Genomic DNA, 25411 nt, shown 5'->3' on the forward strand with positions numbered 1-25411 from the left:
AAGCGCGGAGTTTACCACCTTGCGCCTGCGGCTGCTCAAGGTCGCTGCGCGCGTCGTAGAAAGTGCTAGCCGCATCCGCATTGCCTTCGCTTCCGCCTGTCCGGATGCCGACCTGTTCCGCGCCCTCGTTCTCCGGCTGAAGCCTGCGCCGACGTAGCCCATGCGGCAGCGCCGCAGAACTCCGAGCCCAGCCCTTCAACCCGAAAAGCCCATCAATCCGAATGCGGTGAAACAAACGCCAGCGATGCCGGTCGTCCGCGCAATACAGCCAGCCGCAGCAAATGCCCAGAGCGGACCCGAAACCGAGCGTCGTGAATAAGAGAGGTTAGAGGGTTGAAACCGCGTTGGATATAGATTTTCTGATGTCCGCAGAGGGTTGCCAGCAAGGGCGCGCAACTCGGGTTGACCCTCTGAATGCTAGTGAGTAGGCAATCTTGCAAGTCGGCACGAACCGGAAAAGAGCAAATTATGGATATCAATGCGCTGCTCAAGGAGTGCCTGGCCGCGATAGAATCGATGATGCCGCAAATCATGGAACGGCGCTATCGGATCGAATACAAGCCTGATTCAAGTCCCGTTACGGAAGCGGATCGGTTCATCGAAGGGAAATTGCACGATCTGCTGCGGAATCGTCTTCCCGATCTTCGCTTTGTCGGTGAGGAAAGCTATGATTTCCAGGCGGGCGGGCAGGACGGTTATTTCGTCTTGCTGGACCCCATAGACGGTACGGAAAATTTCTGTTCGGGCCTCAAGGAATGGGGCGTTTCACTGGGTATCTGGAAGGACGGCGTCCATCAGGGAAGCCTGCTCATGATGCCCGAGTTGGGCGAACATCTCATGACTGGCGATCCCGCTCCGGGCCTGCGCTCCCGCATCACCGGCTTTTCCTCTTCCTATCATGACGATATTGCCGCCGGCATCCGGGACGCAATCGAATATCGCGTTACCGGCTGCGCGGTCTATAACATCTATAATGTCGTTCGAGGCAGCTTCGCGCGTTTCATCAATCCGAAGGGCGCCTATGCCTGGGATCTCCTGCCCGGCGTCATGCTGGCGCTCGAACATGGCTGTTTGGTTAGGGTGAATGATGCAGACTATCACGGGCAATTTCTTGAGCCTGATCGGAAATATCGCGTCGACATACGCAACCGACACAATCTACATCCTGGGTAAGGGGCCGTCGGTCGATCTGGTCGATCCGCATGTTTACGCCAATTCGCTCGTCATCGGCCTCAATGATGCCGAGCGGATCGCTCCTGCCGATATCACCATTTTCTACGATGCCTGGGTCGAAAGCGGATTGAAGGAATCCGGCTATCGCTCCCGCCTCTATCTGACCGCGCAGTCCGGTTTCAAGGCGGGCGACAAGCCGGTCGTGGAAGCGCCGCTCGTTCATTTGAATCAGGAAACCTCCGAACTGCTGATGCAGCGGATGATGACGGACAGTCTGGAGGTCGAGGAGGTGCTGTTCGTCACGGCCCTCAAGCTGTCGCGTCAGATCGCGGCCATTCGTGGCCGGCCGCAAACCGTCTACATGCTCGGTTTCGATTTCGCCGCCGAGAAAGGCTACAGCAGGTCGTTCGCTCGTGACTATACCGAAGGCAGCGCGGACGAACGCTCGCTCAAGATTTCCGCGCAGGAATTCTATTTCATCAACGCCCTCTATGCGTTGCGCGACAGCCCGCTGGACATTCGCCATGTCGGCAATCGCTCTTTCAGCGCGATAACGCCGGAGGAATTGAACGGCCATGGGGCGCAGGATCGCGCGGCGGCCGAATATGGCGTGGACATCGTGGCGGAACTCACCACCAATCATTTCGGCGACCGATTCCGTCTGGAAAAGATGATCCGCGCAAGCAAGGCGGCGGGCGCCAATTACATCAAGCTGCAAAAGCGGGACGTGGACAGCTTCTACAGCCGCGAACAGCTATCCTCCCCCTATAGCTCCCCCTTCGGCAAGACGTTCGAGGACTATCGGCGCCAGCTCGAACTCAGCAAGGACGATTTTGCGTTCGTGGATGCGCTGTGCCGCGATCTTTCGATCGGCTGGTTCGCTTCCGTGCTGGATGAGCCGTCCTTCCATTTCATGATGGATATCGGCGTGCCGATGGTGAAGCTGCCTTCCACGATTTCCGAGCATAAAAGCTATCTGAAGTTCGTGGCGGAAAATTATAAAGGTTCAGTGGTGCTTTCGACGGGCATGACGGACGAAAGCTATGAGCGTTTCGTGACGGAAGCCTTTTCGGGCTGTGAACGGATCTATTTGTTGCAGTGCAATTCGGCCTATCCGACGCCTTTGGAACACTGCAATATCGGCGTGGTCCGCCACTATCATAACCTGTCAAAGCAAAATCCGCGTATCGTTCCGGGCTATTCCAGCCACGATCATGGTTGGAAGGCTTCGGCCTTGGCGGTAGCGGCCGGTGCGCGGATGCTTGAAAAGCACGTGAAGCTGGGCAACACCGAATGGGCGCATTTCGATGCGGTGGCGGTCGATCTGACGACGCCTGATTTCCGGGAATATGTCGACCATATTCGGGAAACCGAACTGATCCTGGGTTCGGATCAGAAGCAGATCAACGACAGCGAGCACCACAAATATCGCAAATGAGCAGGCGCGACGGTCTCACCCCTTCCTTTGGGACGGGAAGGGGAGAAGGCGTTGCCCATCCCATGCGGGCGGCATGGAGGAGTCGGCTCAGAACGCCCGGCTGACCGCGACGGCAGGCAGGACGGTGGAGGCGATGATGCCGAAGAAGCGCTGGAATTCCGCGACCGGAGAATTGGAGATGTAGACGACGTCGCGGTTCTTCATCGCGAAGCTTTGCATGGCGAAATAGGTGGCCGGATCTTTCATGTTGATCCGGTAGATGACGGGAACACGGCCCTTGTCATCCCGCGCCGCATCCCTCGGTCCCCCCGGGATGGCGTCGGGGTCTTCCCAGCGGAACAGGAACACGCCCTTGGGATCGGCGCGTCGGTCCTCCAGGCCCGCCATGCGGCCCAACGCCTGCGCCAGGCTGATGCCGCGCGCCTCGAAATTGACTTCCTCATTGCGGCCGGCGGCCCCCAGGACAGTGAAGCTGTAGGGCTGGAACAGGGCGGTCACGACATCGCCGGAACGCAGGATGATATTCTCACGCGGGTTGGCGATGACGTCCGACAGCGCCATCCTTTCCACCTGATCGCCCCGCGTGATCTGGACCGTCATCTTGTCGACCGGCTGCTTCGTGCCGCCGGCCGCGGCCAGGGCGTCCAGCAGTCTTTCCCCTTTGGGAGAGAGCGGCATACGCGAACTGGTGGTGACTTCCCCGACGACCGTAACCTGCGAAGCCGCATTCTGGGCAAGGCGCACGGAGACCTGCGGCAGATGGGCCTTGCCTGACAGGCGCGCCACGATGTCCCGTTCCACTTCCGGCAGGGTGCGGCCTTCCGCCCGGATATGGCCCGCATAGGGCACGGCGATATCGCCCATCGGACCGACCTGCATTTCCGGCAGCGGGGTGGCGGTCGCGGTGTCCAGAGCCGTCATCCGCCCCAGGCCGGCGCCCGCGCCCCCGAACAGCGCGGCGGGTGGCGCTTCCCATATGATGACGGAAAGGATGTCGCCCTTGCCGATCACCTGGCCGCTGGGTTGCGCGGGGGGCAGGGCATCCGCGAAGCTGGCGTGGGTTTCCTGCGCCTGGATCTGCCGTGCGATCTGATCGGTGACGGTGATGATCCGCACGCCCTGCATCGTTTCATCGACCGATGCTTTTGTAACCTGCCCCTTGCTGGGGCCGACGGACGTATCGAAGCCCGTGCAGCCCGGCAGCAGGAGCAGCAGCGACGACGCGGGGATCAGGGCTTGGGCAATGTGGGATCGCATGATTCTGGACTCGTCGCTTTTGACTGTTGGGAGTGAGCAATGCCGTCATCGGGCGGGCTTGCAAAGGCTTTATCGCATGGCTGGCCGTTATCGTCGCGTTCGGGCCGCGAAAGATAGTGCCGCCAGGAGGCGAGACTGGCGAGTTGCCCTATCTGTTCGGGTTCCAGGCGCCGGCGCCAGCGCAGGATGCCGATGGCGCCCAGCGCCCGCGCCGAAAGAAGGGCGACGCTCCTCCAGCGGTAGCCGCGATGGATGCCCGGCCCATCGGGCTGCTCGCGGATCAGGACCCGCGCGGGGCGATGGCGGATGGCGGGATGCCATTCCCGCGCGTCGACCGCGTGGACGCGTGCCGATCGACCGACGGGAAGGAGGAGGTCGCGCAGAAAGCGTTTGAAGGTGATCGCGCGGTCGGGGGAAGGCGGGTCGCCTGCCGGGACGGACGCGTCGGCCGGGCGTTCGGGCAGCGACGGATTGCGGGTGCGCCGGAGCAATGCGGCATGGTCCTCGCCGGTCCAGCTCAGAAGATGCTCCGCGCCCTTGTTGAACGCGCTTATCCCCTCGACCGTGGCGGCCGCGCGGGCATAGTCATAGGTCACGATGGCGTTGAGGAAGCTGCCCCAGGCGGACCGCGCCAGCCGCCATCTGGAAAACAGCCCATGCGCTTCGCACAGGAACAGCATGTTGCGGCGGTCATAGAAGGCGTGCCACGGCCTTGCCTTCAGGCGGAAGGGCATGTGCCACACCGCGACGCCCGCCCAGCCAAGCGTGCGGAAACCGGCGCGGGAGAGGCGATAGCCGAACTCCACATCGTCGCCCCGGATGAAAAGCGGCAGCGGCAGTCCGCACTGCCGGACGGCGGCGACGGGAAAGGCGAAACACCACCAGCCGTTGAAATCGGGCGCATGGTGCCGCGCGATGAAGTCGCGTCCGGCGTCGGTGGTCACGTCGCACGGTTCGTCGGGAACGATGTTGAGGATGGCGGGGCGCGCGGGATCGAGCCGGTCGCCGCAGGTGAAGAGCTTGCCCGGATCGTAAAGATCGAGCATCGCGCCGCCTATGCAGTCCTGCGCGCCTGCATAGGCAAGGATCGTGGCGATGCGCGCCAGCAGGCGGGGATGCGCGTCGATATCGTCGTCCATCAGCAGGATATGCGTGATGTCCGGATGGTCGAGGCTTTCCATGATGCCGCGAGTAAATCCCCCCGCGCCCCCCAAATTGGATTGATCGAGCATCGTAAGGGAAGGAGGGGCGCCGATATGCGCTTCCATCCGCTTACCGATGCCGGGCTTTCCCTGATTGATAACGAACAGCCGATGGAAAAGGCCGTCCATCTCCGTGAAGCGCGCCAGATTGCGCGCAAGCATATCTTCCCGCTCGAAGGTGCAGATGACCCCGGCCAGCCGCACGTCCCGCAAAGGTGCAGCCGCGGCGCACCAGGCAAGATCATGCGCCTGCGCGCCTTCCGACAGGTGAAGGACGGCGATGAGGTAGCTCGCGCCGCTCTCTCCGTCCTGGCAAAGGTTCAGGGGAACGGCCATTTCGGCGGTTTCGCCCGCGCCCTGAAACGTCGCGGTCGCAACGGTTTCCTCTTCGCCGCGATCCGCCCATCGTCGCAGGATGTCGACCCGCGCCGTGCCCGACAGGCGAAAGCGCAGCGCAATTTCGGTCAATCCCGCATGACGCCGCCAATAGCTTTCGAAGAAAATGTCGAACAGCCGGTCGAGCCGCACCGTCAGCGCGCCTTGGGTTTCGATCCGTCCGGGGCCGAACGCCGCCGCATCGCAGGGCATGGCGCCGCTGAACTGTTCCAGCCCCTCCAGCAGAGCGAAAAGGGGGAAGGCGAAACGGCTATGCTGTGTTGGCGATCCGGTCATCGGTCCCCGAACATCTTGCAGGCTTCACGCCGCGGCACGTTGCTGAAGATAGGCCGCCGCGACATCCAGCGCGCGATCGATGGTCACGTCCATGTCGAGATATTGATAGGTGCCAAGACGTCCCGCGAAGGTGACATTCCGTTCCAGCGCGGCGCGGTCCTGATAGGATTGGAGCATGTCCATGCCGCCGACCAGATTGATCGGATAATAGGGAATGTCGTCCGGTCCGCAGGCTCGGCTATATTCGCGGAAAGCGACGGTCTTCTCCAACTGCCCGGCTTCCCACGGCGCGAAATGCTTGTGTTCGGCAATGCGAGTGAAGGGAATGTCGCTGTCCGGATAGTTCATGACCGCCGTTCCCTGATAATCGCCCTCGGCCCGTATCATCTCGAAATCCAGCGTGCGATAGCTGAGGCGCCCCAGATCGTAGTTGAAATAGCGGTCGATGGGGCCGGAATAGAAGAGATGATCGAAATCCTCGGTCAGATCCTCATGACGGCATCCGGTGCGCAGTTCGATCAGCGGGTGATCGAGGATCGCCGCCACGATCGGCGTGTAACCGTTGCGCGGCATCCCCTGGAAGCGATGATTGAAATAATTGTCGTCATAGTTGAAGCGCAACGGCAGGCGCTTGAGGATGGAAGCGGGCAGCATGGAAGGCTCCAGTCCCCATTGCTTGCGCGTGTAGCCGGCGAAGAACGCCTCATAGAGTTCCTCGCCGACGAATTTCATGGCCTGCTCTTCGAAGGTCTGGGGATCTTCGATGTCGGTGCGGGACTTGGAAGCCACGAAGGCGCGCGCCTCGTCGGGCGACATGGCCGTGCCGAAGAACTGGTTGATGGTGTGCAGGTTGACCGGCATGGAATAGACCTTGCCGCCCACCGTCGTCTTGACCCGGTTCACATAGGGTTCGAACGTGCCGAAACGGCGCACGTAATTCCACACCCGCTCGCTATCGGTGTGGAAGATGTGCGGGCCGTATCGGTGCACCATCACGCCCGATTCCGCATCGCGCTCCGTGTGGCAGTTGCCTGCGACATGCGCGCGTTCATCGACGATCAGCGAGGCGATTCCCGCCTCCGCCAGTTCACGCCCGATGACGGCGCCGGTAAAGCCGGCCCCCACGATGCATATTCTCGACAATCCTGCTCTCCGTTCAGCTCGCCATCATCGTCTGATGGGCGGCAATACCCTCTTCCACATCCTCGAAATGCTGCACGCGGCCGTCATGCATCAGATAGAGGCGATTGCAGTTGCTCTTGATATATTTCATATTGTGCGAAACGATGATCATCGCCTTGTGCGCGCGCTTCTCGAACAATTCTTCCTTGCTCTTTGCGTTGAATTTCGCGTCGCCCACGGCCATCACCTCGTCGATGAGCAGGCAATCGAAATCGATCGCCATGGAAATGGCGAAGGCCAGACGCGCCTTCATGCCGGACGAATAGATTTTGATCGGTTGGTCGAGGAAGTCGCCCAGTTCGGAAAACTCCTGGACGAAGGGCAGCTTTTCCGCCGGGTCCTGACCATAGATGCGGCAGATGAAGCGCAGATTGTCCCTGCCCGTCAGGCCGGATTGAAAGCCGCCCGAGAAGGCGATCGGCCAGGAAATGCTCATGGTCCTGGTGACCGTGCCGGTGGTCGGCTTCTCGCCGCCGCCGATCATGCGGATCAGGGTGGATTTGCCGGCGCCGTTGCGTCCGATGATGCCGACTTTTTCCCCCATGGCGATGGTCATGTCGATACCCTTGAGCACCTGGATGGGGCCCCGGAGCGATGGGTATCTTTTGGTCACCTGTTCAAGAACGATCATCAGCTCAGCCTGTGTTCCACCGTCAGGCGGCTTATACCCAGTCCCACAATGCAGAGGCCCATGCACCATCCGATGAGATAGGACAGGTCGTAATGGGCCTGGAAATGCGATCCGAAAAAGCCGTCGCGCAACATTTCATTGGCATGGACTATGGGAATATACAGGACGACCTCCCGCATTCCATAGGGCAACGGGTCCACCAGGAACATCGCGCCGGACAGGGGATAGAGAATGTAGATCATGGGCGGCCAGAACTTGCTCACCAGCGGAGTAAGCTCGGACAGCGCGCCCAGGGTGATGGACATGCCCATCGCGAACCAGGCCAGCAGGAACCAGGCGAACACCAATTTCAGAATGTCCTCGGGCGGCGAAATCTGGTCCGAGAAGACCAGGAAGACCACGCAAAGCAATGTGAAGGATGTGGTCGTGCCCGCCACTTCCAACAGCATCCGCGCCAGATAGATGTCCAGCATCTTCACGGGCCGGTGCCGGAGCAGTGCCTGGTTGGGTTCGATGGCGTTGATGCATCGCCGCGACATGTTGCGCCAGAGCTGGATGCCGGAATAGCCCGTAATCACGAAGGATATGATGGGAATGTCTGAAATCTGATGGAAACCGCGCGCCGTCCAGATGGCCGCGACGGTCAGCGTCACCATCATGGGTTCGATGAACAGCCAGAGGAAACCGATGTTGCGCCGCCCGTAGCGGGTCAGCATTTCCCGCATCAGCAGCGCGCCGATGACACGGCGCTGAACCAGCCATTGCTCGAGGAAATTGCCGCCCAGTCCCGGCGGCGCCGGTCTGGTCATCAGCTCTGATGCTCCCTGATGCCCGCGATCAGCAGCGACAATATGCCCCAGGCGATCATGCCGACCACGAATGTCGCGAAGATGCCGCGCAGGCGCCTTGGCTCCAGCGCGCTGTCCGGGCGGTTCGGATTGACGATGCGCTCCACATAGACCTGCTTGCGCCGTGCTTCGTTCTGCGCTTCCTGCAAGGAAGCCATCGCCCCGGCGAGTTGGCGTTCGGCAAAACCGTTTTCGAGTTGCAGGCGCTGATATTCCACCGCCGTCGCGGCGAGCGACTTGTTGCCGCCCGCTACACGGCCCGCCTGTTCATAGATTTCCGTGCCCAGAATCCCGGCGCGTTTCTCCAGCACGGGAATCTGGGGGTTTTGCGGCGTGAATGCGCGAAGCTGGATCAACTGGCTCTTGACCGTGATCAGTTCGTCCTGGAGCTTCGATACCATCTGAAGCTGGAGCGCGGCCTGCTGCTGCGGATCGACGACGCCCTCCTGGTTGCGATAGGCCGCAAGTGCCAGGGATGCCGTGCGGGACTGCTTCTTGGCCTGCTCCACTTCCGCCGTGGCGTATCTGATGAGATCGTCCCGTCCCCGGGTGTTGAGTCGATTGACCATCTCTTCCGCCAGTTCCAGCAGGCGGGAATTCAGCTTGTAGGCATCTTCGCTGCTATAGGCGCGCACCACCAGCGTGCTGATCGCGGAACGGGCGTCCGCTGTCACATGGACGCGTTGATTGTAATATTTGAACAGCTTCTCGAACGATCCGTTCAGGCCGAGCGGATTGAAGCGGTCGAAAATGGAAATGTTCGGATGGGTATAGGCCGCCGTGACGGCGCCGTCCTTGTTCAATTGCTGAAGGGCGGTGCGCGAAAGGATATAGTCGGCCGACGCGAAAACCTCGTCATTGGCATTGTTGAAACCGGCCGATTGCAACAGCAGTCCCACTCCGTCGCTGGCGGCCTGCTTGGGCGCCTTCACGACGAACCGGGATTCGGATATATATACGTCCGACGCAAATATTCCGAAGTAGAGGATGGACAACAGCGTCGGGAAAATAACCACCGCAAGAAATAGATTGCTTTTCTTGCGAAAGATCTTTGTCATAATGTTCCACTAGCTTGCAGCGGCGGTGAATAAGACCCTGCACCTAAAGCGGCCCTTTGGGCATGTCCACCGATTTTTCCGGGGCATGCCCCCGGAATGGAGCGGAACGCGGCGCGGCCGCTCGTTCTTCACGCCGTCCGGCCTAAGGAGCAGATCGCTACGTCATCATAACGATTTCCGCTCCCAATCGATGGGCTTCGCCAAGGTCGTGCGTAACATAGAGGATAGGCACCTGGCTTATGTCGGGTATGTGGCGAATCATGTCCAATATTTCCGCTTTGCGACGCGGATCGACAGACGAAAGCGGTTCGTCCATCAACAGCGCGCGCGGATCGGACATAAGCGCGCGGCCGATCGCGACCCGTTGCGCCTCGCCGCCCGACAGCGTGCCCGGCCAACGGTCCAGCAGATGCCCGATGCCTAGGAAACCTGCGAGATCGTCCAGCGAGTGCGGAGAAGAGGGCGTGTATCCATAAAGCAGATTGTTGCGCACGCGCATGTGCGGAAAGAGGCGGCGATCCTGAAAGACATAGCCGAGCCGTCGCCGCGCCGGCGGCAGGGCGAAGCGGCGATCACTGTCGAAAAGCGTTTCTCCCGCAACGCTCACATGGCCGTGATCGGGCCTCAGCAATCCCGCGACCATGCTAAGGATGCTCGTCTTGCCGGCGCCTGACGGACCGATCAGCGCCACGATCCGCGCCTGCGTCCGATGGTACAGGGCGATCCGCCGCTTTCCATGCTGCCTGGTCACGTCGATATCAAAGGACATGGCTGTTGACACCCGTTGCGGCTCTTCGGGCGAGCAGTTCGGAAATGAGCAGCGCGCCCAGCGACAAAATCACCGATATGATCGCAAGGCGGCTGACGGCAGCCTCCGCGCCGGGCATTTGCAAGGCGGAATAAATGGCTATCGGCAGCGTCCGCGTTTCGCCGGGTATGTCCGACACGAAGGTGATCGTCGCCCCGAACTCGCCGATCGCGCGGGCGAAACCCAATACCGCGCCGGCCAATATGCCGGGCAGCGAAAGGGGGAGGGCGATGGTACGGAACACCCTGAACCGTCCCGCGCCCAATGTCCGCGCCGCGTCCTCCAGCCTGCGGTCGACGGCTTCGATGGACAGGCGGATCGCGCGCGTCATCAGGGGCAGGGCCATGATCCCCGCCGCCAGCGCCGCGCCCGTCCAGCGAAAGAGCAAAGTCACGCCGAACCAGTCGAGCAGCCAGCGCCCTATCGGGCCATTGGCCCCGAAAAGCAGCAGCAGCAGCCATCCCGTGACCACGGGGGGGACGACCAGAGGCAGGTGCACGGCGGTATCCAGCAGCAATTTGCCGGGAAAACGCCACCGCGCCAATATCCAGGCAAAGGCGAAGGAAATGGGCAGCATCAGCGCCACGGCCGCCACGCTGACCTTGAGCGACAGGCCGATGACGGTCCATTCCTCAGGACTGATGTTCCAATCTGTCACGAACCGGAAAAACCTTTAAGGAAATATGCGAAAGGATTGCCGATAGCGCCTCGCGGCTCTATCGGCATCGCGGCCCATCATAAGCAAAAGGGCAATCTTCTCCATGGCCTTTGTTGGAGCCTTCCGGACATGAAAGAACTGATCGCGTTCGACCTTGACGGCACCTTGGCGGAAAGCAAGCAGCCTTTGAGCGATGCGATGGCGCAGGCGCTTGCCCGGCTGCTCGCCGTGGCGCATGTCGCGGTGATTTCGGGGGGAGACTGGCCGCAGTTCGACAAGCAGGTGGCAAGCCGCCTGCCCGCCCCCGCCGATCTGTCGCGGCTGTGGCTGATGCCGACGACGGGGACGAAGCTCTATACCCACCAGGATGGCGCATGGTCGCCGGTCTATGCCGAACTGTTCGACGAGACGCGGAAACAGGAGATACTGACCGCTTTCGACGCCGCGTTGGAAGCGGCCGGCTTCGTGCCTGAGCAGACATGGGGCGAGCGGATCGAGGATCGCGGAAGCCAGATCACCTTCTCCGCACTGGGGCAGCAGGCCCCGATCCATGCCAAGGAGATATGGGACCCGGATTTCGCCAAGCGCAAGATCATCCAGGCGGACCTGCGCCGGCGGCTGCCGGGGCTTTCCATCAATATGGGCGGAGCGACCTCCATCGACATCACGCGCGAGGGGGTGGACAAGGGCTATGGCATCAAGAAGCTGCGCGACGCGAGCGGGATTGCACTGGACGCCATGCTGTTCATCGGCGACGCGATCTTCCCCGGCGGCAATGATTATCCGGCGAAGGAACTGGGACTCGACACGGTCCGCGTTCGCGATCCGCAGGAGACGCTGTCGGTGATCGATGCGATCGTCGCCTGCCAGAAATAGCCGCTGTTCTCAGAAAGCGGTAAAACCATATCGCCCAAGGATCGCCCGTCCCGTTCCGGATAGCAGGAAGCGGCGGAAACCCTCCGCATCCCTGTGCGTGCTGGCTTTGAGGCGCGCAAGCGGATAGCGGATCGGCGCGTGGCTGTCCGCCGGAAACACGCCGACCACTTGCACCAGTTTCGACGCGCGGGCGTCGGTCGCATAGACCACGCCCAGCTTCGCCGCGCCGCGCTCCACCAGCGCCAGAGCGCCGCGCACATTGTCCGCGCGGGCGACCTTGGCGGAGACGGAGGGCCAGACGCCGAGTGCCGTCAGCGCGGCTTTCCCATATTTCCCGGCGGGCACGCTGTCGGGGTTGGCCATGGCAAGCCGGGAATTGCCCAGCGCCCGCGCTATGGGCATCCCGCGTCCGATCCGCAGTGCCACCCGCTGCCCCGCTGGCGCGACCAGCACCAGCCGGTTGCCCGCCAGATCGGCGCGGGTGCCCCTTTGCAGGAAGCCTGCCCGCTCCACATCGTCCATCCAGTCCTCATCGGCCGACAGGAAGAGGTCCGCAGGCGCCCCCGCCTTGATCTGCCGCGCCAGCGCGGAAGACCCGGCGAAGGACAGGACGGGACGCGGATGGCCTCTCGCTGCCCAGGCATCGGCGGCGGCATTCATCGATTCCTGAAGGCTGGCGGCGGCGAGGATCAGCGGCCCCCGCTTCGATGCCGCCATGGCGGGGAAGGCGGCGAGCAGCAACGCCAGCCAGCCGAGGGCGAGGAGCAGTTTCCCTTTCCGCATATCAATCCGCGCCGTTGCCCGCGATGCCCTGCAAATGATCGAGCAGGGCATCGCCGTTAGCCTGCCAGGTAAAGCGCAGCGCGGTCTCGCGCACCGCCGCCTGGTCCGGCGGATTGTTCAAAATGTCGCTTATGGCGGCGGCGATCGCTTCCGGCTCCCGTTCCACGATGCGTCCCGCTTCGCGGCGGTCCACCAGTTCGCGCGCGCCGCCTACGTCGCTGACGACGATGGGCGTGCCGCAGGCCAGCGCTTCCACCCAGGCATTGGCCAGTCCTTCGGACGAGGACACCAGCGCCATGACGTCGGCCGCCGCATAGACGCGCGGCAACCGGTCATGCGGCACCGAGCCGAGAAAGCCGATGCGCCGGTCCACGCCCAGCTCTTCTGCCAGCTTTTCCAGCGTGCGCCGATATTGCCCCTGTCCGGCCATCAGCAATGTGACGTCGGGCAGGAGTGGCAGCGCCCGGACGAGCAAGTCCTGCCCCTTGCGCGGAATCAACGCGCCGACGCACAGGACGACCGGCCCCTCGAAACCCAAAGCCGCCTTGGCCGCCGGGCGGTCGGCTATCTCGAAGCGGTCGAGGTCGACGCCGGTATAATGGACGCGGATCTTGTCGTCATCGATGCCCATTTTCGCCATCGAGCGCTTCATCGCGCCCGATACGGCCAGCAGCCCCGCCGCGCCGTCCGCCGCGCGCCTCACCATGCTGCGGGTGCCGCGGCGCGCGCCCCAATAATGGATGTCCGCGCCCCGCGCCTTGACCGAATAGGGAATGCCCAGCGCCCGCGACAGACGCTGCGCGACCGGGCCGTCGGGGAAGAAGAAGCTGGCGTCGATCACGTCGAAGGGGCGTTCGGCGTGAAGCCGCCGGATCAGCGGCAGGATGGCGCGGGTCATGCTGCCGACATTGGTGCGCCCGCCGAATTTCGGGATGATGCGGAATATGGGCCGATAGACCGTCATGTCCTTCCACCGCTCCTTGCGCGGCAGGGCGCGCAGGGGGGCATAGCGCGCGGCATTCGACAGCGGCCAGGGCGGCATTCCGACGGGCGCGACGACGGTGACATGCGCGTCCGGTCGGCTCGCCAGTTCGCGCGCCTGCCGCTCGACGAAGACGCCGAAATTAGGCCGACTCATGTCCGGGAAAAGGGTGGACAGCATGAGGACGTTCAGCGTCATGACCTTTTTCCTAGCATGTCCATGGTTACGGGATGGTTAGGGGGAAAATGCGCGCTTGCCTATAGTTGTCGAACAAGTTGCACCGCCACCGCGCCCCAGGGCGGGTCGGTCAGCACCAGTTGCCGCGCGTTCACGCCGAGCGGCAGGATGTGCAGCCGGCCCCCTTCGCGCCCGATCAGCCGCCCGAACAGGAAGCGTCCCGCCGGGCGGGGCAGCAATATGTCGCGGTTGAGCGCGCCGGCGAAGGCGTCTGGCGCGATCCGGCGACACCAGATGGCGTCGCCGTTGCGATAATCGCCGATGCTGGCACTGACATGGATGCCGAGCAGCTCTTCGGTCGCGAGCGGCGGGGGGAGCGTCATGGCGCGGGTAGGCGCGCGCGCGCCTTCCGGTCCCAGGAGCGCGGCGACGGGTCCCACGCTCTGCCCCGGCAGGGCGACCAGTTCGGCGGTGCTGACGTCCAGCGCCCTGGCGATCCGGTTCAGCCATTTCACCGAAACGGTGCGCGTGCCGGTTTCCAGCCGCCCGATGGTCTGCGCCGTGGTCGGCGGATCGCAAAGCGCTCCCACCTGTTCCAGCGTCAGCCCCTTCGCCTTGCGGACGGCACGGATGCGCGTAATCATCTGGTCCCCATATTTTACCTATTTGGTTTTTCTCTTTCCTACATTCCATCCGTCGTGGCAAGCCGTCTTTTCCCGTCAGCCAAAGGAGGACAGCCATGACCGCGATTCATGTGGAGCAGACGATAGAAGACCCCGCAGGCCGCCTGCAGCAGGTGACGGTCAATCTCGGCGAATCGCCGCTGAGCTGGCTTCACGCGCGGGGGCATCTGAAGGAACGGCATTATGTCGCGGGGGACATGCTGCGCGCCGATTGGGAAAAGGCGGGACTGGGGCCGCGCGTCACGATGCGCTGGGACGGCGCGCCGCCGCAAGGGCGCGGGGGCAGGGGGCGGCCCGATCCGTCGCTGGCGCAGCTTTCGGCGCGGGAACGCTTCGACGGCGCAATCCGCGCGGCGGGGCCGGGGCTGGCCGACATATTGTGGCGGGTCGCCTGCGCGGGAGAAGGGATCACCGCGGCCGAACGCGCTTTGGGCTGGCCAAGCCGCGCGGGGAAGCTGGTGCTGACGCTGGCGCTGGACCGGGTGGCGGACTGGTATCGCGTGCCGGGATGACGGATTTGGGGAAATAGCCGCAACTGGCCGAAGGTAGCCACTACAAGCAATCGTCTAACCGATCATCCCCGCGCCCAAGAGCAGCAACAGCTTCACGTCGATGGCATAGCCTTCCGCGCGCCATGCGCCGATTTGCGCGGCCAGAGTGTCGAGGGGCAGGCGATGGACGTGAATATCCTCCCCATCGACGCCGCCACCTTCCCCCGTCTTTTGCAGATCATGCGCTCGGAACAGCGTGAAGCTTTCGGAGATCATACCTGGTGAGCTATAATATTCCCCCAGCGATTCCATCCGGCCCGCGTGATAGCCCGTCTCTTCTTCCAACTCGCGGGCTGCTGCGTCGACAGCATCTTCTCCCGCATCCTTGTCCCCTACCAGTCCGGCGGGCAATTCGATGCACCGCCGACCCAGCGGCACCCGGAACTGATCGACCAGAAGGACGTGGCGTCCCTGCGTATCCTCGTCGATCGCAAGGATCACGGCAGCGCGGATATTGCGGGCGCGGCTGACATATTCCCATCTTCCCCGCTTCTTGGCGGTGATGAAGCGTCCGGCCCACATCGTCTCTTCGGCCGTCGCCATATCCTGTTCGCTCATAATTCGATCAGCCTGTCGGGCAGTTCATTGGGATTGTCCTGGCTCTTGGGGAAATGCGCGGCGAGGACCGCGCCGACCTGCGCCACGGCCGCCGCCATGCCTTCCCCCGGCCGCCCGTCGCGCACTGCGTCGATCAGGGCGGCCATGGCGGCGCCCCATGTTACCGCGCTCACCTTCTCGTTTATGGCGCTGTCGGCGACGATCTCCGCGCGATGCTCGTCCAGCGAGAGGTAGATGAGCACGCCGGTCCCTCCCCGCGTCCGGCCCTGCGCCACGGCGCGGAACAGCGCCATCGCGCGTCGATGCACCCGGCGCGTCTTGGTCGCGGCGGGCGTAAGAGCCATCCGCAGGGGCATCCACGCCAGCGCATAGCGCACCGCCAGAAAGAGGAGGATGAGGAAACCGAGCAGCACCGTCAGCATCTGCCAGTCGGGGAGGTCATGATCCCAATTGTTCAGGAGCCGGGAGCATAGCGCGCGCGCATGGCCCGGAAAAGCCGCCGCCAGCGAGAGGCCGAGGAAGACCGCCCCGATGGCCCAATGCAGCCCCGCATCGTGATAGGCGTCGGACCGGCGCGCGACGATGGTGACGATTTCGCCGTCGGTTTCCTTCTCCGCCGCCGCCACGGCTGCCGTGACGCGATCATGGTCGGCTTCGCTGAGGTGAAGGCGCATCACCATCCCCCCGACGCGCCGCCGCCGCCGAAGCCGCCGCCGCCGCCGGAAAATCCGCCTCCGCTGCCCCAGCCGCCTCCGCTGCCCCAGCCGGAGCCGCTGTCATGCCAGCCGGAATCGGAAGGACCCCACAGGATGATCGGTCCCGCGCCGCCCCGATAGCGGCGTCCGCCCCGTCCCCGTCCGGCAATCATGGCGATGAAGATGATGCCGAGCACGATGATCCAGAAGATCGCCATCACCGTGCCGCCATTCCCGCCGCCCTGCCGTTCCTGCGCGGCGGCGGCCTGCGCGCGCGCCTTTGCCTCTTCAGGCGGCAGGGCCAGCAGCGCGCCGATCTCCTCCGCGCCCGCCGCGATGCCGCCCGCCATGTCGCCCGACTTGAAGCGTGGGGTGATCGCGTTGCGGATGATCTGCGATGAAAGGGCGTCGGTCATTATGCCCTCCAGCCCATAGCCGACCTCGATGCGAACGCGCCGCTCATTGGGCGCGACGATTAGCAGCGCGCCGTCATTCTTCTCCTTGTCGCCGATCCCCCATTCCCGGCCCAGCCGATAGCCATAGTCGGAAATATCATAGCCTTGCAGGTCGGGGATGGTCGCGACCACGACCTGCCGCCCGCTCTGCTGCTCCAGCGCGGCGAGCCGCTGGTCGAGCGCCTGCTCCTGCGCGGGAGCGAGCAGCCCTGCGTCGTCCACCACCCGTCCCGTCAGCTTGGGAAAGGTCTGCGCCTGCGCCGCCGGCGCGAAGGCCAGCAGCATCAGGATCAGGAGAAGGCGGCGGAGCATCAGAGGATCAAGTGCCGAAATCGACCTTCGGCGCTTCCTCCGCGCCCGGCGTGGTCGCCTGGAACGGGGTCATGGGCTTTGCGCCATGGATGATTTTCGCGCCGATCGCGTCGGGGAAGGTGCGGATGCGCGTATTATAGGCGCGCACGGCCTCGTTATAATCGCGGATGGCGACGGCGATGCGGTTCTCCGTTCCTTCCAGTTGCGATTGCAGGTCGAGGAAATTCTGATTGGTCTTGAGATCGGGATATGCCTCCACCGAAGCGAGCAGGCGGCCGAGGCCCTGGCTGAGCTGCGCCTGCGCCTGCTGGAACTGCGCGACCTTGGCGGGATCGGACAGGTCTCCGGCGCTGACCTGCACCGAAGTCGCCCTGGCGCGGGCTTCCGTCACCCGGACCAGCGTGTCCTGCTCCTGCTTGCCCGCGGCCTTCACCGTGGCGACCAGGTTGCCGATCAGGTTGGAGCGGCGCTGATATTGCGCCTGCACATCGGCCCATTTGGCCTTTGCCACTTCCTCGGCGGCGGGCACGCTGTTGATCCCGCAGGCCGACAGCGCCAGCGCGCCGATCAAGAGCAGGAAAATGGCACGGAGGCGGGAGAAGCGTGGCATGGAGCATCCTCTGCTGTGTTTCGCTGCATGGAAATAGGCTGTTGTCCGATCGGGCGCAACGGCGCATGTTGGCTTTATCGAAGGGAGAACAAGGGGTTCATCATGGGTCTTATTTCCGAATTCAAGGCTTTCATCAATCGCGGCAATGTGATGGATCTGGCGGTCGGCGTCATCATCGGCGGCGCATTCGCCACCATCACCAAATCGCTGACCGACGACCTCATCATGCCGGTCGTGGGCTATCTGTTCGGTGGCGCGGACTTTTCCGGCTACTTCATCCGGCTGGGCGATCTCCCCGCGGGGTTCAAGGGCAACCCGGATAGCTATGCGGATCTGAAAGCGGCGGGCGTCGCCATGTTCGGCTGGGGCGAGTTCCTGACCGTGCTGGTCAATTTCCTCATCCTGGCGTTCATCATCTTCCTGCTGATGAAGGCCGTCAACCGCATGATAGCCAAGCCGGAAGAAGCCCCCGCCGGGCCTTCTGAAGACGTTCTGCTGCTGCGCGAAATCCGGGATTCGCTCAAAAAATAAGCTAGGAATGCGATGAATCGAGCGAATAAGGGGAACCATCTGCCGCTCGACCGGTTGATCGCGGTCAGGGTTGGGGACGGCTTGGCGTCGGTCCTGCCCGATCGATGACGTCAGCCCAAGGGGGCGCAACAGGAGAAAACGCCGTGAAAACCATCGTTACAGTCCTTGGCCTTGCCAGCATGGTCGCGCTTGCAGCTTGCGATTCCAAGCAGGAGAACAAGGTCGAGAACGCATACGAGAACCAGGCGGATACACTCGATAATCAGGCGGCGAACATGGAAGCGGCGGCGGATAACCTTTCCGGGACTGCCGAAAATGCCGCGGAAAACGCTGCCGACGCGCTGGAGAACAAGGCCGACGCGACCCGCGAGGCCGGGGAAGCGGCAGCCGACACGGTCGAAAAGAACGAAAAGAAGTAATTTCTACGGCGGCTATAGCCGCGCAGGGGCGTCGCGATAGAAAGCGGCGCCCTATTTTTATGGCCTTTAACGCCCCTTTAACCACGCATCACCATGGTAACGCACGCATTCATGGGGCCGTGGGAATGGACGAACTCCTTCAGGAATTCATATCGGAAACGCAAGAATCCCTGGAGGCTCTTGCCGGAGAGATAATCGCGTGGGAAGCGGACCCATCTGATCGCGGCCGTCTGGACGCCATTTTCCGATTCTTCCACACCGTGAAGGGCAGCTGCGGATTCCTGCATCTCCCTCGCTTCGAGCGTCTCAGCCATGCGGCGGAGGACGTGCTGTCGGACATCCGTTCCGGCAAGCGCCATCCCGACGCGGCGACGGTCAACGCCGTTCTGGGCATCATGGACCGGATTGCCGAACTTACGCAGGCCGTCGCGGTCGGCGCGCCGCTGGCGCAGGAGGATGACGAATATCTCGTCGCCGCCCTTGCCGTGCACGAATCCGAATCCGAAGCCGAGTCCGACGCGCCCGCCCCGGTGCCGCGCCATGGCTCGGCCCAGGCCGCGCCCCGCACCATCCGCTTGCCGCTCGCCTTGATCGATCAGTTGATGAACGGCGTGTCGGACATGGTGCTTGCCCGCAACGAACTGGCGCGCCAGTTGCGCGACCGGGCCGGCGATCCCGCGCTGGAAGGGGCGTTCGAACGTCTGTCAGGCTGCGTCGCCGAAATGCGCGATGCGATTTCCCGCACGCGGATGCAGCGGATCGACCGGCTGTTCGCCGCCATTCCCCGCACTGTCCGCGACCTGGGCCGAGACCTGGGCAAGCGGATCGAACTCAGCCTTGAAGGCGGGGATGTGGAGATGGACCGGGAAATGGTCGAAATGGTGGTCGACCCGCTCATCCATATCGTCCGCAACAGCATCGATCACGGGATAGAAACGCCCGAGCGCCGCCGGGCGCTGGGCAAGCCGGAAACCGGCCAGCTACGGCTGGAAGCGCGCCAGTCCGGCAACCAGATCGTCATCGAGATCAGCGATGACGGCGCAGGCATCGACACCGCCCGTCTCGTCGAAAAGGCCATTGCCGCCGGCCGCCTGACGCCGGATGCGGCCGCCCGCATGAACGAGGCGGAAAGACTGGATCTCATTTTCCAGGCCGGGCTTTCGACCGCCTCCGCCGTGACCGCCGTTTCCGGGCGCGGCGTGGGCATGGATGTGGTCCGGGCGAATGTGGAACGCATCGGCGGGACGATCGGGCTGGATAATCATCCGGGACGAGGTTTGCGCATCACCCTGAGCGTCCCGCTGACCCTGACGATCATCCCAGGCCTCGTCCTGCGCGCGGGCGGCCTTCATTTCGCTATTCCGAGAGCGGCCGTCGTCGAAATCCTCCACGATAACAACGCCATGCTGCGCATCGGCGAAGTGGGCGGCGCCAGGATCGCCACGATCCGCGACGTCCGCCATTCGATGATCGACCTGGAGGATGTGCTGGGCCTCGATATCCCCGCCGAGCCGGGACCGCGCACCGTCATGGTCGTCCGTTCGGCCAGCGGCCTTCCCTTCGCGCTGGGCGTGTCGGCGGTCGAGAATCATGAGGAACTGGTTATCCGTCCTGCCTCGCCCATCGTGATGGCCAGCGGCATCTATGCCGGGATGACGCTGCCCGACAATGGCAAGCCGATGCTGCTGCTGGACACCGGCGGCCTCGCCCGAAAGGCCGACCTGTCCGAAATCGCCGAGCACGCCGACGCCGTGAGGACGGCTGGGGAAAGGACGGACGCGAAGGAGGGGACGGAGATGGTCGCGGCCCTGCGGTTCGAGGAATTGTCGGGAGAGCGCCGCCTGCTTCAGCTATCCCTGATCGAAAGGGTGGAGGAACTGGAAGCCGATCTTTTCGGCCATTCGGGCGATCGCGCCTTCGTGCGGCTGAAGGACAGGCTTGTCCCCGTCGTCAATGGTTGTCAAGGCTTTGCGCGGGAAACCGTGTCGGCCCTTCGCCTGCGCGACGACCGGCGGGAAGCCTATTATGCGGTCGCGGCGGTGCTCGATATCGTTCAGATGCCCGCCGTGCCCGACATGGTGGCCATGCACGGCAATCTGAGCGGCGTATGCGTCGTGGAGGGAGAGCATCTGGAAGTTCTCAACCCCTTTGCCCTGTTCGCGTCGCTGCCGGACGAACCGGCGGAACGCAAACATCCTGGCCGTTGCCTGCTGGCGGACGCGGAGGACGGCTGGGCGCGGGAAATATTGGCGCCTCTGCTTCGTCAGGCGGGGCATGAAGTCCTGATCGGTCTGCCCGAGGGCGCGGCCGTCGATCCGAGCGACATCGTGCTTTGCACCACCTCGGACGCCATGCAGGCGGCAGACGTTCTGGGCTGCCGGACCGTTCAGCTGCGTGCCGCCCCGCAGCCCTCGGGACCACAGGACGCCAGCATCTATCGCTATGATCGGCGCGCCTTGATGGCAGCCATCGCGGGAGCGGGGCAATGAAGCAGCTCTATCTTTTTGCGACCCTTGCCGGGGCGCGGGTGGCGATCGCGGCGGAGGAAGTCGAGGCCGTGGTCAGGCTGACCGACATCGCGCCCGTGCCTGGCCTCGGCCGCCATGTGGCCGGACTGTCCGCCCTGCGCAGCCGCGTCCTGACCGTCATAGACGTTGCGGCGCTGATCCATGGCGCGGCCACACCCGCCGAAAGAAGGGAACTGGCGATCATCGCCGATATCGGCGGACACAGCTATGGCCTGATGGTGGACGAGGTGTCGGACATCTGCTGGGTGCCCGAGGGGGCGCTGCCCTTGCGCGGCCGGCTCGATCCGGTCTGGATGCCCTATGCCCGCGCTATCGTGGAGCATGAAGCCGTGCCCTGGCTGCTGGTTTCGCCTTCGGGCTTTCTGGAAAACGGGATCGCGGATCAGGCCGCATGAGGGGGATATCCATGTTTACGATTTGCTTGGTCTTCGAATCTAAGTTCGCCCGCTCGACAAGAAAAAATGCAAGGGACGCATCATGAAGAACTGCCTGGTGGTCGATGACTCCAAGGTCATCCGCAAGGTCGCCCGCCACATACTCGAATCGCTCGACCTGTCGGTCCGCGAGGCGGTGGACGGGCAGGACGCCCTGATTCAATGTGAGGAATCGTCCCCCGATGTGGTCCTGCTGGACTGGAACATGCCAGTGATGAGCGGCATGGAGTTTCTTCAGGCCCTGTCCAGCGCCAGGATCGAGACGCGGCCCAAGGTCATATTCTGCACCACCGAAAACGGCATCGGCCACATCAAGGCAGCGGTGGAGGCGGGCGCCGACGAATATGTGATGAAGCCTTTCGATCGCGAAACGCTTGAAAGCAAGCTCGCCATCGTCGGCGTGATCTAGAGCGTCGACCGAGGTTTAAGCCGCGTTCTTCTTCTTGTCCGGAAAGTCTTCTTCGTCCCATGAATGCCATCGTTCCCATCCTCCACAGCACGCGCGCCGCCGCTTCGGCCGCGCGCGTGCTCGTGGTCGACGATTCGGTGGTCGTCCGCACCGTTATCGAGCGGATATTGAACAGCGATCCAGCCTTCAGGGTAGTGCGCAAGATCAACAATGCGGAACAGGCGCTGCACTATCTCGCCAAGTCTCCGGTCGATCTGGTGCTGCTGGACCTGGAGCTTCCCGGCCAGAGCGGACTGGCGGCGCTGCCGGCCATCCTTCAGGCCTGTCCGCGCGTCAGGGTGGCTATCCTTTCGGGCAATTGCGAGGCGGGAAGCGCCGTCGCCGTCCAGGCCCTTGCCCTGGGCGCGAGCGATATCCTGTCCAAGCCGTGCAGCGGCAGTTTCGGCCAGCAATTCCCCCAGGCGCTGATCGAACGGCTCAAACGGTTGCTGCATGGTGATCCGCCGCCGCCAGTACCGGAAGCGCAATCGCCTCCGCCCCCGATGGATACGGCTTCGGCGCATCTTCCCCTGGCCTGTCTGGGGATCGGCGCGTCGACGGGCGGCATCCATGCGCTCGGCCTGCTGTTCGGCGGCCTTTCCGCGCCCTTGGGCGTGCCGATATTGCTGACCCAGCATCTTCCCGCGAGTTTCACCTTTTATTTCGCGCAGCAACTGGCGTTGATGACCAGCCTCAAGGTCAGGGTCGCGGAGCAGGGCGATGTGCTGGAGCCTGATACGGTCTTTGTGGCTCCGGGCGACGCCAATCTGCGGCTGCGGCGTAATTTGCGGGGGCGGGTATGCGTCCATCTCACGTCCGAACGCACCCCGTCGGGCAATCTGCCGGGTGTCGATCCCATGTTTTCCAGCATAGCGGAAACCTATGGCGCAGCCGGCGCGGGGGTCGTCCTCACCGGCATGGGGCGTGACGGAACGGCCGGCGCGCGGGATATCGTGGCCGCGGGCGGCTGGGTCGTCGCGCAGGATGAAGCCAGCAGTGTCGTGTGGGGTATGCCCGGAGCGGTTGCCGCGGCGGGACTGAGTTGCGCGGTGCTTGAACCGCAAGCGATCATGGCTTTTGTCGCGCGGCACGGAAAGGCGCGCTCTTGAACATCATTCCGTCTCCGGGGCGTCCGTGATGCAGCGCGGCATTCGGGTTCTTTCCGCTTTGCTGGAAGCCCGGACCGGGCAGGTCCTGTCGCCCGAGCGTGGCTGGCGGGTGGAAACCGCGCTCAAGCCCATCCTGCGCGCGCACGGTTTGCAGGATATCGGGATTCTGGCGGCGCATCTGACGCGTTACCGCGATCCGCGCCTTGAGATAGAGGTCGTGGACGCGCTTTTGAACAATGAAAGCAGCTTCTTTCGCGATCCCCAGATCTTCGAAATGATCCGGCAGCAGATTCTGCCGCACATCCGCGCGCGCAAGCAGGATCGCCGCCTGCGCGTCTGGAGCGCGGGCTGCTCCACCGGGCAGGAGGCCTATTCGCTCGCTATTCAGCTTTGCAACGACGTCGAGGTCTGGGACCGCTGGCGTGTGGAGATATTGGCGACCGATATTTCGGCGACGGCGATCGCACGCGCGCGCGACGGGATATTTCCCCAGATCGACGTCCAGAGAGGGCTGTCCATCAACGACCTGCTCAAATGGTTCGAGCCGGTCGCCGACGGCTGGCGCGCCAGCGCGCAATTGCGCGCGATGATCGATTTCCGGCAGGACAATCTGTTCAATCCCCGTGCGCCCGGCGGCGGCTACGATCTCCTGCTCTGCCGCAATGTGATGCTCTATTTCACGCAGGAGCGGCGGCAGAAGGTGTTCGACCTGCTGGCGCGGCACAGTCACGATCATTCCGTCCTGTTGCTGGGCGCGGGGGAAACGGCGATGGGACATGGCGATCCCTTTGTCGCTCATCCCGAGTTCAGAGGCGCCTATCGCCGCCCGCCGGTCCAGCCGCTCTACGTGGACGGACCGATGGGTCCGGCGGTCTGATCGGCGGAGCGGACGTTTAACATCCGTCGTCCCAACGGAAACTGGGATATCATTGGGCTGGGTCGTGTCTAAGAAGAGAGATGCCAGCTTTCGCTGGCATGACGGAAGAGGGCTCTGCGACGTCCGCCAACCACCCATAGCTGCCAGTCAGCGCGGGTTTGCATGTTCCGTAACGCCCGTTCCTTTCACCGCGCTTGATTGCGGGGCCGCTCTCCGCCATTGTCTTCATCCGAGCGCCGCTTCATGCAAAAGCGGCCCGGAAAGGGCGCGATGATCGAGACTGTGTGGTGACTGGCCTTTCCCGATGACAGACATGCCGATGATCGATACGCCATCGCCCAATTTCGATGAGCGCAGCCTGCCCATTTCCCTGCTGGTGCTGCACTATACCGGGATGCCGGATGCGGCGAGTGCGATCAACTGGCTCGCCAATCCGGAATCGAAGGTTTCAGCGCATTACGTCGTGACCGAGGACGGGCAGATTATCCACATGGTGGACGAGGAGAAACGCGCCTGGCACGCGGGCCGATCCCACTGGCGCGGGATCGACGATGTGAACTCCGCCAGCATCGGGATAGAGATCGTCAATCCGGGCCATGAATGGGGATACCGTCCGTTCCCCGAAACCCAGATGAGCGCGCTCGTCCCCCTCATCCACGATATTGTCCAGCGGCGGAAAATCACGCGCGGCAATATCGTCGGACACAGCGATATAGCGCCTGCGCGCAAGCGCGATCCAGGCGAGCTTTTTCCCTGGGGGCAGCTCGCCCGCCTGCGCCTGGCCCTGCCGCGCCCCACGAAGAACCTGATGGACCCGCACTGGTCGGAGGGCGGCTTCATGCTGGCGCTGGAGCGATTCGGCTATGACATTGCCGAGCCGCAGGCGGCGGTCGTCGCGTTTCAGCGGCGCTTCCGGCCCGAACTGATCGACGGGATCATCGACGGGGAATGCCGCGCCATCCTGCTGGCATTATTGCTGCCCAAGCCGATGGGGGATGACTGACGCGCCATTTGCCTGTATAGGCCGCCCCGCCAGAGGGCCGGGCGGCCGCGGCGTGGAGGGGTACTTCCACGGCGAGGAAAGTCCGGGCTCCACGAAATGACGGTGCCGGCTAACGGCCGGCTGGAGTGATCCAAGGGACAGTGCAACAGAAAGCAGGTCGCCCAGTCTTCCAGACTAAGCTTTCGGGCAGGCGAAATTGAAAGGGTGCGGTAAGAGCGCACCGCGTTCCCGGTAACGGCGGACGGCACGGTAAACCCCACCGGGAGCAAGACCGAATAGGGGCGGCGCGCAGCTTGACTGCTAGGCCTGTTTCGGCCGAGACCGCCCGGGTTGGTTGCTTGAGGGGCGGAGTAATCCGTCCTCTAGAGGAATGGTCGCCTATCCCCGCAAGGGGTGGACAGAACCCGGCTTACAGGCCCTCTGGCATTTTGATCTTCTGCGGGGTGGCGTTTC

28 protein-coding genes and 1 other RNA gene are annotated in these 25411 nt (G+C 63.4%); 14 read left to right on the plus strand and 15 right to left on the minus strand.

What is annotated here, in order from left to right; genetic code table 11:
- The 3 genes from IQ35_RS08005 to IQ35_RS08020 all read left to right on the plus strand — a co-directional run.
- Positions 1 to 157 (plus strand): transposase (locus tag IQ35_RS08005; RefSeq protein WP_199739929.1); only part of this gene is annotated, 157 nt, incomplete at its 5' end.
- Positions 158 to 468: 311 nt separating this feature from the next.
- The gene (locus tag IQ35_RS08015) at positions 469 to 1173 is read left to right on the plus strand and encodes an inositol monophosphatase family protein (protein WP_021244207.1); all 705 of its coding nucleotides are present in this window, start codon (positions 469 to 471) and stop codon (positions 1171 to 1173) included.
- Positions 1112 to 2611, plus strand: a complete 1500-nt coding sequence (locus tag IQ35_RS08020) for an N-acetylneuraminate synthase family protein (protein WP_158636622.1) — start codon at positions 1112 to 1114, stop codon at positions 2609 to 2611. The genes IQ35_RS08015 and IQ35_RS08020 overlap by 62 nt, the downstream gene beginning before the upstream one ends.
- Positions 2612 to 2698: 87 nt before the next feature.
- Here the strand turns inward: IQ35_RS08020 and IQ35_RS08025 are convergent, their stop codons facing one another.
- From IQ35_RS08025 to modB, 8 genes are all read right to left on the minus strand, one after another.
- A complete protein-coding gene (locus IQ35_RS08025) occupies positions 2699 to 3868 on the minus strand; it encodes a polysaccharide biosynthesis/export family protein (RefSeq protein ID WP_021244209.1) in 1170 nt (389 codons plus the stop codon).
- Positions 3841 to 5742, minus strand: a complete 1902-nt coding sequence (locus IQ35_RS08030; RefSeq protein WP_145072571.1) for a glycosyltransferase — start codon at positions 5740 to 5742, stop codon at positions 3841 to 3843. The genes IQ35_RS08025 and IQ35_RS08030 overlap by 28 nt, the downstream gene beginning before the upstream one ends.
- A gap of 24 nt (positions 5743 to 5766) precedes the next feature.
- Positions 5767 to 6885: a UDP-galactopyranose mutase gene (gene glf, locus IQ35_RS08035; protein ID WP_031290767.1), complete on the minus strand. Its 1119-nt coding sequence runs from the start codon at positions 6883 to 6885 to the stop codon at positions 5767 to 5769.
- Positions 6886 to 6898: 13 nt separating this feature from the next.
- Positions 6899 to 7555, minus strand: a complete 657-nt coding sequence (locus tag IQ35_RS08040; protein WP_021244212.1) for an ABC transporter ATP-binding protein — start codon at positions 7553 to 7555, stop codon at positions 6899 to 6901.
- Positions 7555 to 8364 (minus strand): ABC transporter permease, encoded by an 810-nt coding sequence (locus IQ35_RS08045; protein ID WP_021244213.1) that lies wholly within the window; start codon positions 8362 to 8364, stop codon positions 7555 to 7557. The genes IQ35_RS08040 and IQ35_RS08045 overlap by 1 nt, the downstream gene beginning before the upstream one ends.
- A complete protein-coding gene (locus IQ35_RS08050; protein WP_021244214.1) occupies positions 8364 to 9461 on the minus strand; it encodes a KpsE/RkpR family capsule polysaccharide export protein in 1098 nt (365 codons plus the stop codon). The genes IQ35_RS08045 and IQ35_RS08050 overlap by 1 nt, the downstream gene beginning before the upstream one ends.
- A gap of 157 nt (positions 9462 to 9618) precedes the next feature.
- Complete coding sequence (locus IQ35_RS08055; protein WP_021244215.1) at positions 9619 to 10230, minus strand: ATP-binding cassette domain-containing protein; 612 nt, start codon at positions 10228 to 10230, stop codon at positions 9619 to 9621.
- Complete coding sequence (gene modB / locus IQ35_RS08060; protein WP_021244216.1) at positions 10220 to 10927, minus strand: molybdate ABC transporter permease subunit; 708 nt, start codon at positions 10925 to 10927, stop codon at positions 10220 to 10222. Before modB ends, IQ35_RS08055 begins: the two co-directional genes overlap by 11 nt.
- 129 nt (positions 10928 to 11056) lie before the next feature.
- On the opposite strand from modB, the gene IQ35_RS08065 reads away from it, so the two are divergent.
- Positions 11057 to 11803, plus strand: a complete 747-nt coding sequence (locus IQ35_RS08065) for an HAD-IIB family hydrolase (protein ID WP_145072573.1) — start codon at positions 11057 to 11059, stop codon at positions 11801 to 11803.
- 9 nt (positions 11804 to 11812) lie between these two features.
- On the opposite strand, the gene modA is transcribed toward IQ35_RS08065, so the two are convergent.
- Genes modA through IQ35_RS08080 form a run of 3 tightly spaced genes read right to left on the minus strand, consistent with a single transcriptional unit; the run spans position 11813 to position 14389 of the window.
- The gene (modA, locus tag IQ35_RS08070) at positions 11813 to 12586 is read right to left on the minus strand and encodes a molybdate ABC transporter substrate-binding protein (RefSeq protein ID WP_145072575.1); all 774 of its coding nucleotides are present in this window, start codon (positions 12584 to 12586) and stop codon (positions 11813 to 11815) included.
- Position 12587: 1 nt separating this feature from the next.
- Positions 12588 to 13766: a glycosyltransferase gene (locus tag IQ35_RS08075; protein ID WP_145072577.1), complete on the minus strand. Its 1179-nt coding sequence runs from the start codon at positions 13764 to 13766 to the stop codon at positions 12588 to 12590.
- Between the two features lie 59 nt (positions 13767 to 13825).
- A complete protein-coding gene (locus tag IQ35_RS08080; protein ID WP_145072579.1) occupies positions 13826 to 14389 on the minus strand; it encodes a helix-turn-helix domain-containing protein in 564 nt (187 codons plus the stop codon).
- A gap of 95 nt (positions 14390 to 14484) precedes the next feature.
- Between IQ35_RS08080 and IQ35_RS08085 the strand changes: the two genes are divergently transcribed.
- Entirely contained in the window at positions 14485 to 14940 is a 456-nt protein-coding gene (locus tag IQ35_RS08085; protein ID WP_145072581.1) for a DUF6456 domain-containing protein, read from the plus strand.
- Positions 14941 to 14994: 54 nt separating this feature from the next.
- Here IQ35_RS08085 and IQ35_RS08090 read toward each other — a convergent pair whose 3' ends face one another.
- Genes IQ35_RS08090 through IQ35_RS08105 form a run of 4 tightly spaced genes read right to left on the minus strand, consistent with a single transcriptional unit; the run spans position 14995 to position 17609 of the window.
- The gene (locus IQ35_RS08090; RefSeq protein ID WP_145072583.1) at positions 14995 to 15537 is read right to left on the minus strand and encodes an NUDIX hydrolase; all 543 of its coding nucleotides are present in this window, start codon (positions 15535 to 15537) and stop codon (positions 14995 to 14997) included.
- A complete protein-coding gene (locus IQ35_RS08095; protein WP_145072834.1) occupies positions 15534 to 16211 on the minus strand; it encodes a TPM domain-containing protein in 678 nt (225 codons plus the stop codon). Before IQ35_RS08095 ends, IQ35_RS08090 begins: the two co-directional genes overlap by 4 nt.
- Positions 16211 to 16999 carry a TPM domain-containing protein gene (locus IQ35_RS08100; protein WP_145072585.1) on the minus strand — a complete coding sequence of 263 codons (789 nt, stop codon included), beginning with the start codon at positions 16997 to 16999 and terminating at the stop codon, positions 16211 to 16213. Before IQ35_RS08100 ends, IQ35_RS08095 begins: the two co-directional genes overlap by 1 nt.
- 7 nt (positions 17000 to 17006) lie before the next feature.
- A complete protein-coding gene (locus IQ35_RS08105) occupies positions 17007 to 17609 on the minus strand; it encodes a LemA family protein (RefSeq protein WP_145072587.1) in 603 nt (200 codons plus the stop codon).
- Between the two features lie 102 nt (positions 17610 to 17711).
- Here IQ35_RS08105 and mscL point away from each other — a divergent pair, with 102 nt between their 5' ends.
- The 9 genes from mscL to rnpB all read left to right on the plus strand — a co-directional run bounded on the left by mscL (position 17712) and on the right by rnpB (position 25386).
- A complete protein-coding gene (gene mscL / locus IQ35_RS08110) occupies positions 17712 to 18140 on the plus strand; it encodes a large conductance mechanosensitive channel protein MscL (RefSeq protein ID WP_021244226.1) in 429 nt (142 codons plus the stop codon).
- A 143-nt stretch (positions 18141 to 18283) separates the two neighbouring features.
- Positions 18284 to 18559: a hypothetical protein gene (locus tag IQ35_RS08115; RefSeq protein WP_021244227.1), complete on the plus strand. Its 276-nt coding sequence runs from the start codon at positions 18284 to 18286 to the stop codon at positions 18557 to 18559.
- A 125-nt stretch (positions 18560 to 18684) separates the two neighbouring features.
- Complete coding sequence (locus IQ35_RS08120; protein ID WP_145072589.1) at positions 18685 to 21048, plus strand: chemotaxis protein CheA; 2364 nt, start codon at positions 18685 to 18687, stop codon at positions 21046 to 21048.
- Positions 21045 to 21482: a chemotaxis protein CheW gene (locus IQ35_RS08125; RefSeq protein WP_021244229.1), complete on the plus strand. Its 438-nt coding sequence runs from the start codon at positions 21045 to 21047 to the stop codon at positions 21480 to 21482. Before IQ35_RS08120 ends, IQ35_RS08125 begins: the two co-directional genes overlap by 4 nt.
- Before the next feature lie 82 nt (positions 21483 to 21564).
- Complete coding sequence (locus tag IQ35_RS08130; RefSeq protein WP_021244230.1) at positions 21565 to 21930, plus strand: response regulator; 366 nt, start codon at positions 21565 to 21567, stop codon at positions 21928 to 21930.
- 59 nt (positions 21931 to 21989) lie between these two features.
- Positions 21990 to 23078, plus strand: a complete 1089-nt coding sequence (locus IQ35_RS08135) for a chemotaxis protein CheB (protein ID WP_145072591.1) — start codon at positions 21990 to 21992, stop codon at positions 23076 to 23078.
- A 28-nt stretch (positions 23079 to 23106) separates the two neighbouring features.
- Positions 23107 to 23955, plus strand: coding sequence for a CheR family methyltransferase (locus tag IQ35_RS08140; RefSeq protein WP_040602659.1), 849 nt, complete (start codon positions 23107 to 23109; stop codon positions 23953 to 23955).
- 304 nt (positions 23956 to 24259) lie between these two features.
- Positions 24260 to 24958 carry an N-acetylmuramoyl-L-alanine amidase gene (locus IQ35_RS08145; protein ID WP_145072593.1) on the plus strand — a complete coding sequence of 233 codons (699 nt, stop codon included), beginning with the start codon at positions 24260 to 24262 and terminating at the stop codon, positions 24956 to 24958.
- Between the two features lie 29 nt (positions 24959 to 24987).
- An RNA gene (rnpB, locus tag IQ35_RS08150) (RNase P RNA component class A) lies at positions 24988 to 25386 on the plus strand.
- Positions 25387 to 25411: the final 25 nt, after the last annotated feature.

This window comes from Sphingobium wenxiniae, assembly GCF_007830065.1.
GTDB lineage: Bacteria > Pseudomonadota > Alphaproteobacteria > Sphingomonadales > Sphingomonadaceae > Sphingobium > Sphingobium wenxiniae.

Bases quoted from the DNA above. Each gene is read 5' to 3' on its own strand.
- IQ35_RS08015 (WP_021244207.1), top strand. From the start codon at position 469: ATGGATATCAATGCGCTGCTCAAGGAGTGCCTGGCCGCGATAGAATCG.
- IQ35_RS08025 (WP_021244209.1), bottom strand. From the start codon at position 3,868: ATGCGATCCCACATTGCCCAAGCCCTGATCCCCGCGTCGTCGCTGCTG.
- IQ35_RS08030 (WP_145072571.1), bottom strand. From the start codon at position 5,742: ATGACCGGATCGCCAACACAGCATAGCCGTTTCGCCTTCCCCCTTTTC.
- IQ35_RS08040 (WP_021244212.1), bottom strand. From the start codon at position 7,555: ATGATCGTTCTTGAACAGGTGACCAAAAGATACCCATCGCTCCGGGGC.
- IQ35_RS08045 (WP_021244213.1), bottom strand. From the start codon at position 8,364: ATGACCAGACCGGCGCCGCCGGGACTGGGCGGCAATTTCCTCGAGCAA.
- IQ35_RS08050 (WP_021244214.1), bottom strand. From the start codon at position 9,461: ATGACAAAGATCTTTCGCAAGAAAAGCAATCTATTTCTTGCGGTGGTT.
- IQ35_RS08055 (WP_021244215.1), bottom strand. From the start codon at position 10,230: ATGTCCTTTGATATCGACGTGACCAGGCAGCATGGAAAGCGGCGGATC.
- IQ35_RS08065 (WP_145072573.1), top strand. From the start codon at position 11,057: ATGAAAGAACTGATCGCGTTCGACCTTGACGGCACCTTGGCGGAAAGC.
- modA (WP_145072575.1), bottom strand. From the start codon at position 12,586: ATGCGGAAAGGGAAACTGCTCCTCGCCCTCGGCTGGCTGGCGTTGCTG.
- IQ35_RS08075 (WP_145072577.1), bottom strand. From the start codon at position 13,766: ATGACGCTGAACGTCCTCATGCTGTCCACCCTTTTCCCGGACATGAGT.
- IQ35_RS08080 (WP_145072579.1), bottom strand. From the start codon at position 14,389: ATGATTACGCGCATCCGTGCCGTCCGCAAGGCGAAGGGGCTGACGCTG.
- IQ35_RS08085 (WP_145072581.1), top strand. From the start codon at position 14,485: ATGACCGCGATTCATGTGGAGCAGACGATAGAAGACCCCGCAGGCCGC.
- IQ35_RS08090 (WP_145072583.1), bottom strand. From the start codon at position 15,537: ATGAGCGAACAGGATATGGCGACGGCCGAAGAGACGATGTGGGCCGGA.
- IQ35_RS08095 (WP_145072834.1), bottom strand. From the start codon at position 16,211: ATGCGCCTTCACCTCAGCGAAGCCGACCATGATCGCGTCACGGCAGCC.
- IQ35_RS08100 (WP_145072585.1), bottom strand. From the start codon at position 16,999: ATGCTCCGCCGCCTTCTCCTGATCCTGATGCTGCTGGCCTTCGCGCCG.
- IQ35_RS08105 (WP_145072587.1), bottom strand. From the start codon at position 17,609: ATGCCACGCTTCTCCCGCCTCCGTGCCATTTTCCTGCTCTTGATCGGC.
- mscL (WP_021244226.1), top strand. From the start codon at position 17,712: ATGGGTCTTATTTCCGAATTCAAGGCTTTCATCAATCGCGGCAATGTG.
- IQ35_RS08120 (WP_145072589.1), top strand. From the start codon at position 18,685: ATGGACGAACTCCTTCAGGAATTCATATCGGAAACGCAAGAATCCCTG.
- IQ35_RS08125 (WP_021244229.1), top strand. From the start codon at position 21,045: ATGAAGCAGCTCTATCTTTTTGCGACCCTTGCCGGGGCGCGGGTGGCG.
- IQ35_RS08130 (WP_021244230.1), top strand. From the start codon at position 21,565: ATGAAGAACTGCCTGGTGGTCGATGACTCCAAGGTCATCCGCAAGGTC.
- IQ35_RS08135 (WP_145072591.1), top strand. From the start codon at position 21,990: ATGAATGCCATCGTTCCCATCCTCCACAGCACGCGCGCCGCCGCTTCG.
- IQ35_RS08140 (WP_040602659.1), top strand. From the start codon at position 23,107: ATGCAGCGCGGCATTCGGGTTCTTTCCGCTTTGCTGGAAGCCCGGACC.
- IQ35_RS08145 (WP_145072593.1), top strand. From the start codon at position 24,260: ATGACAGACATGCCGATGATCGATACGCCATCGCCCAATTTCGATGAG.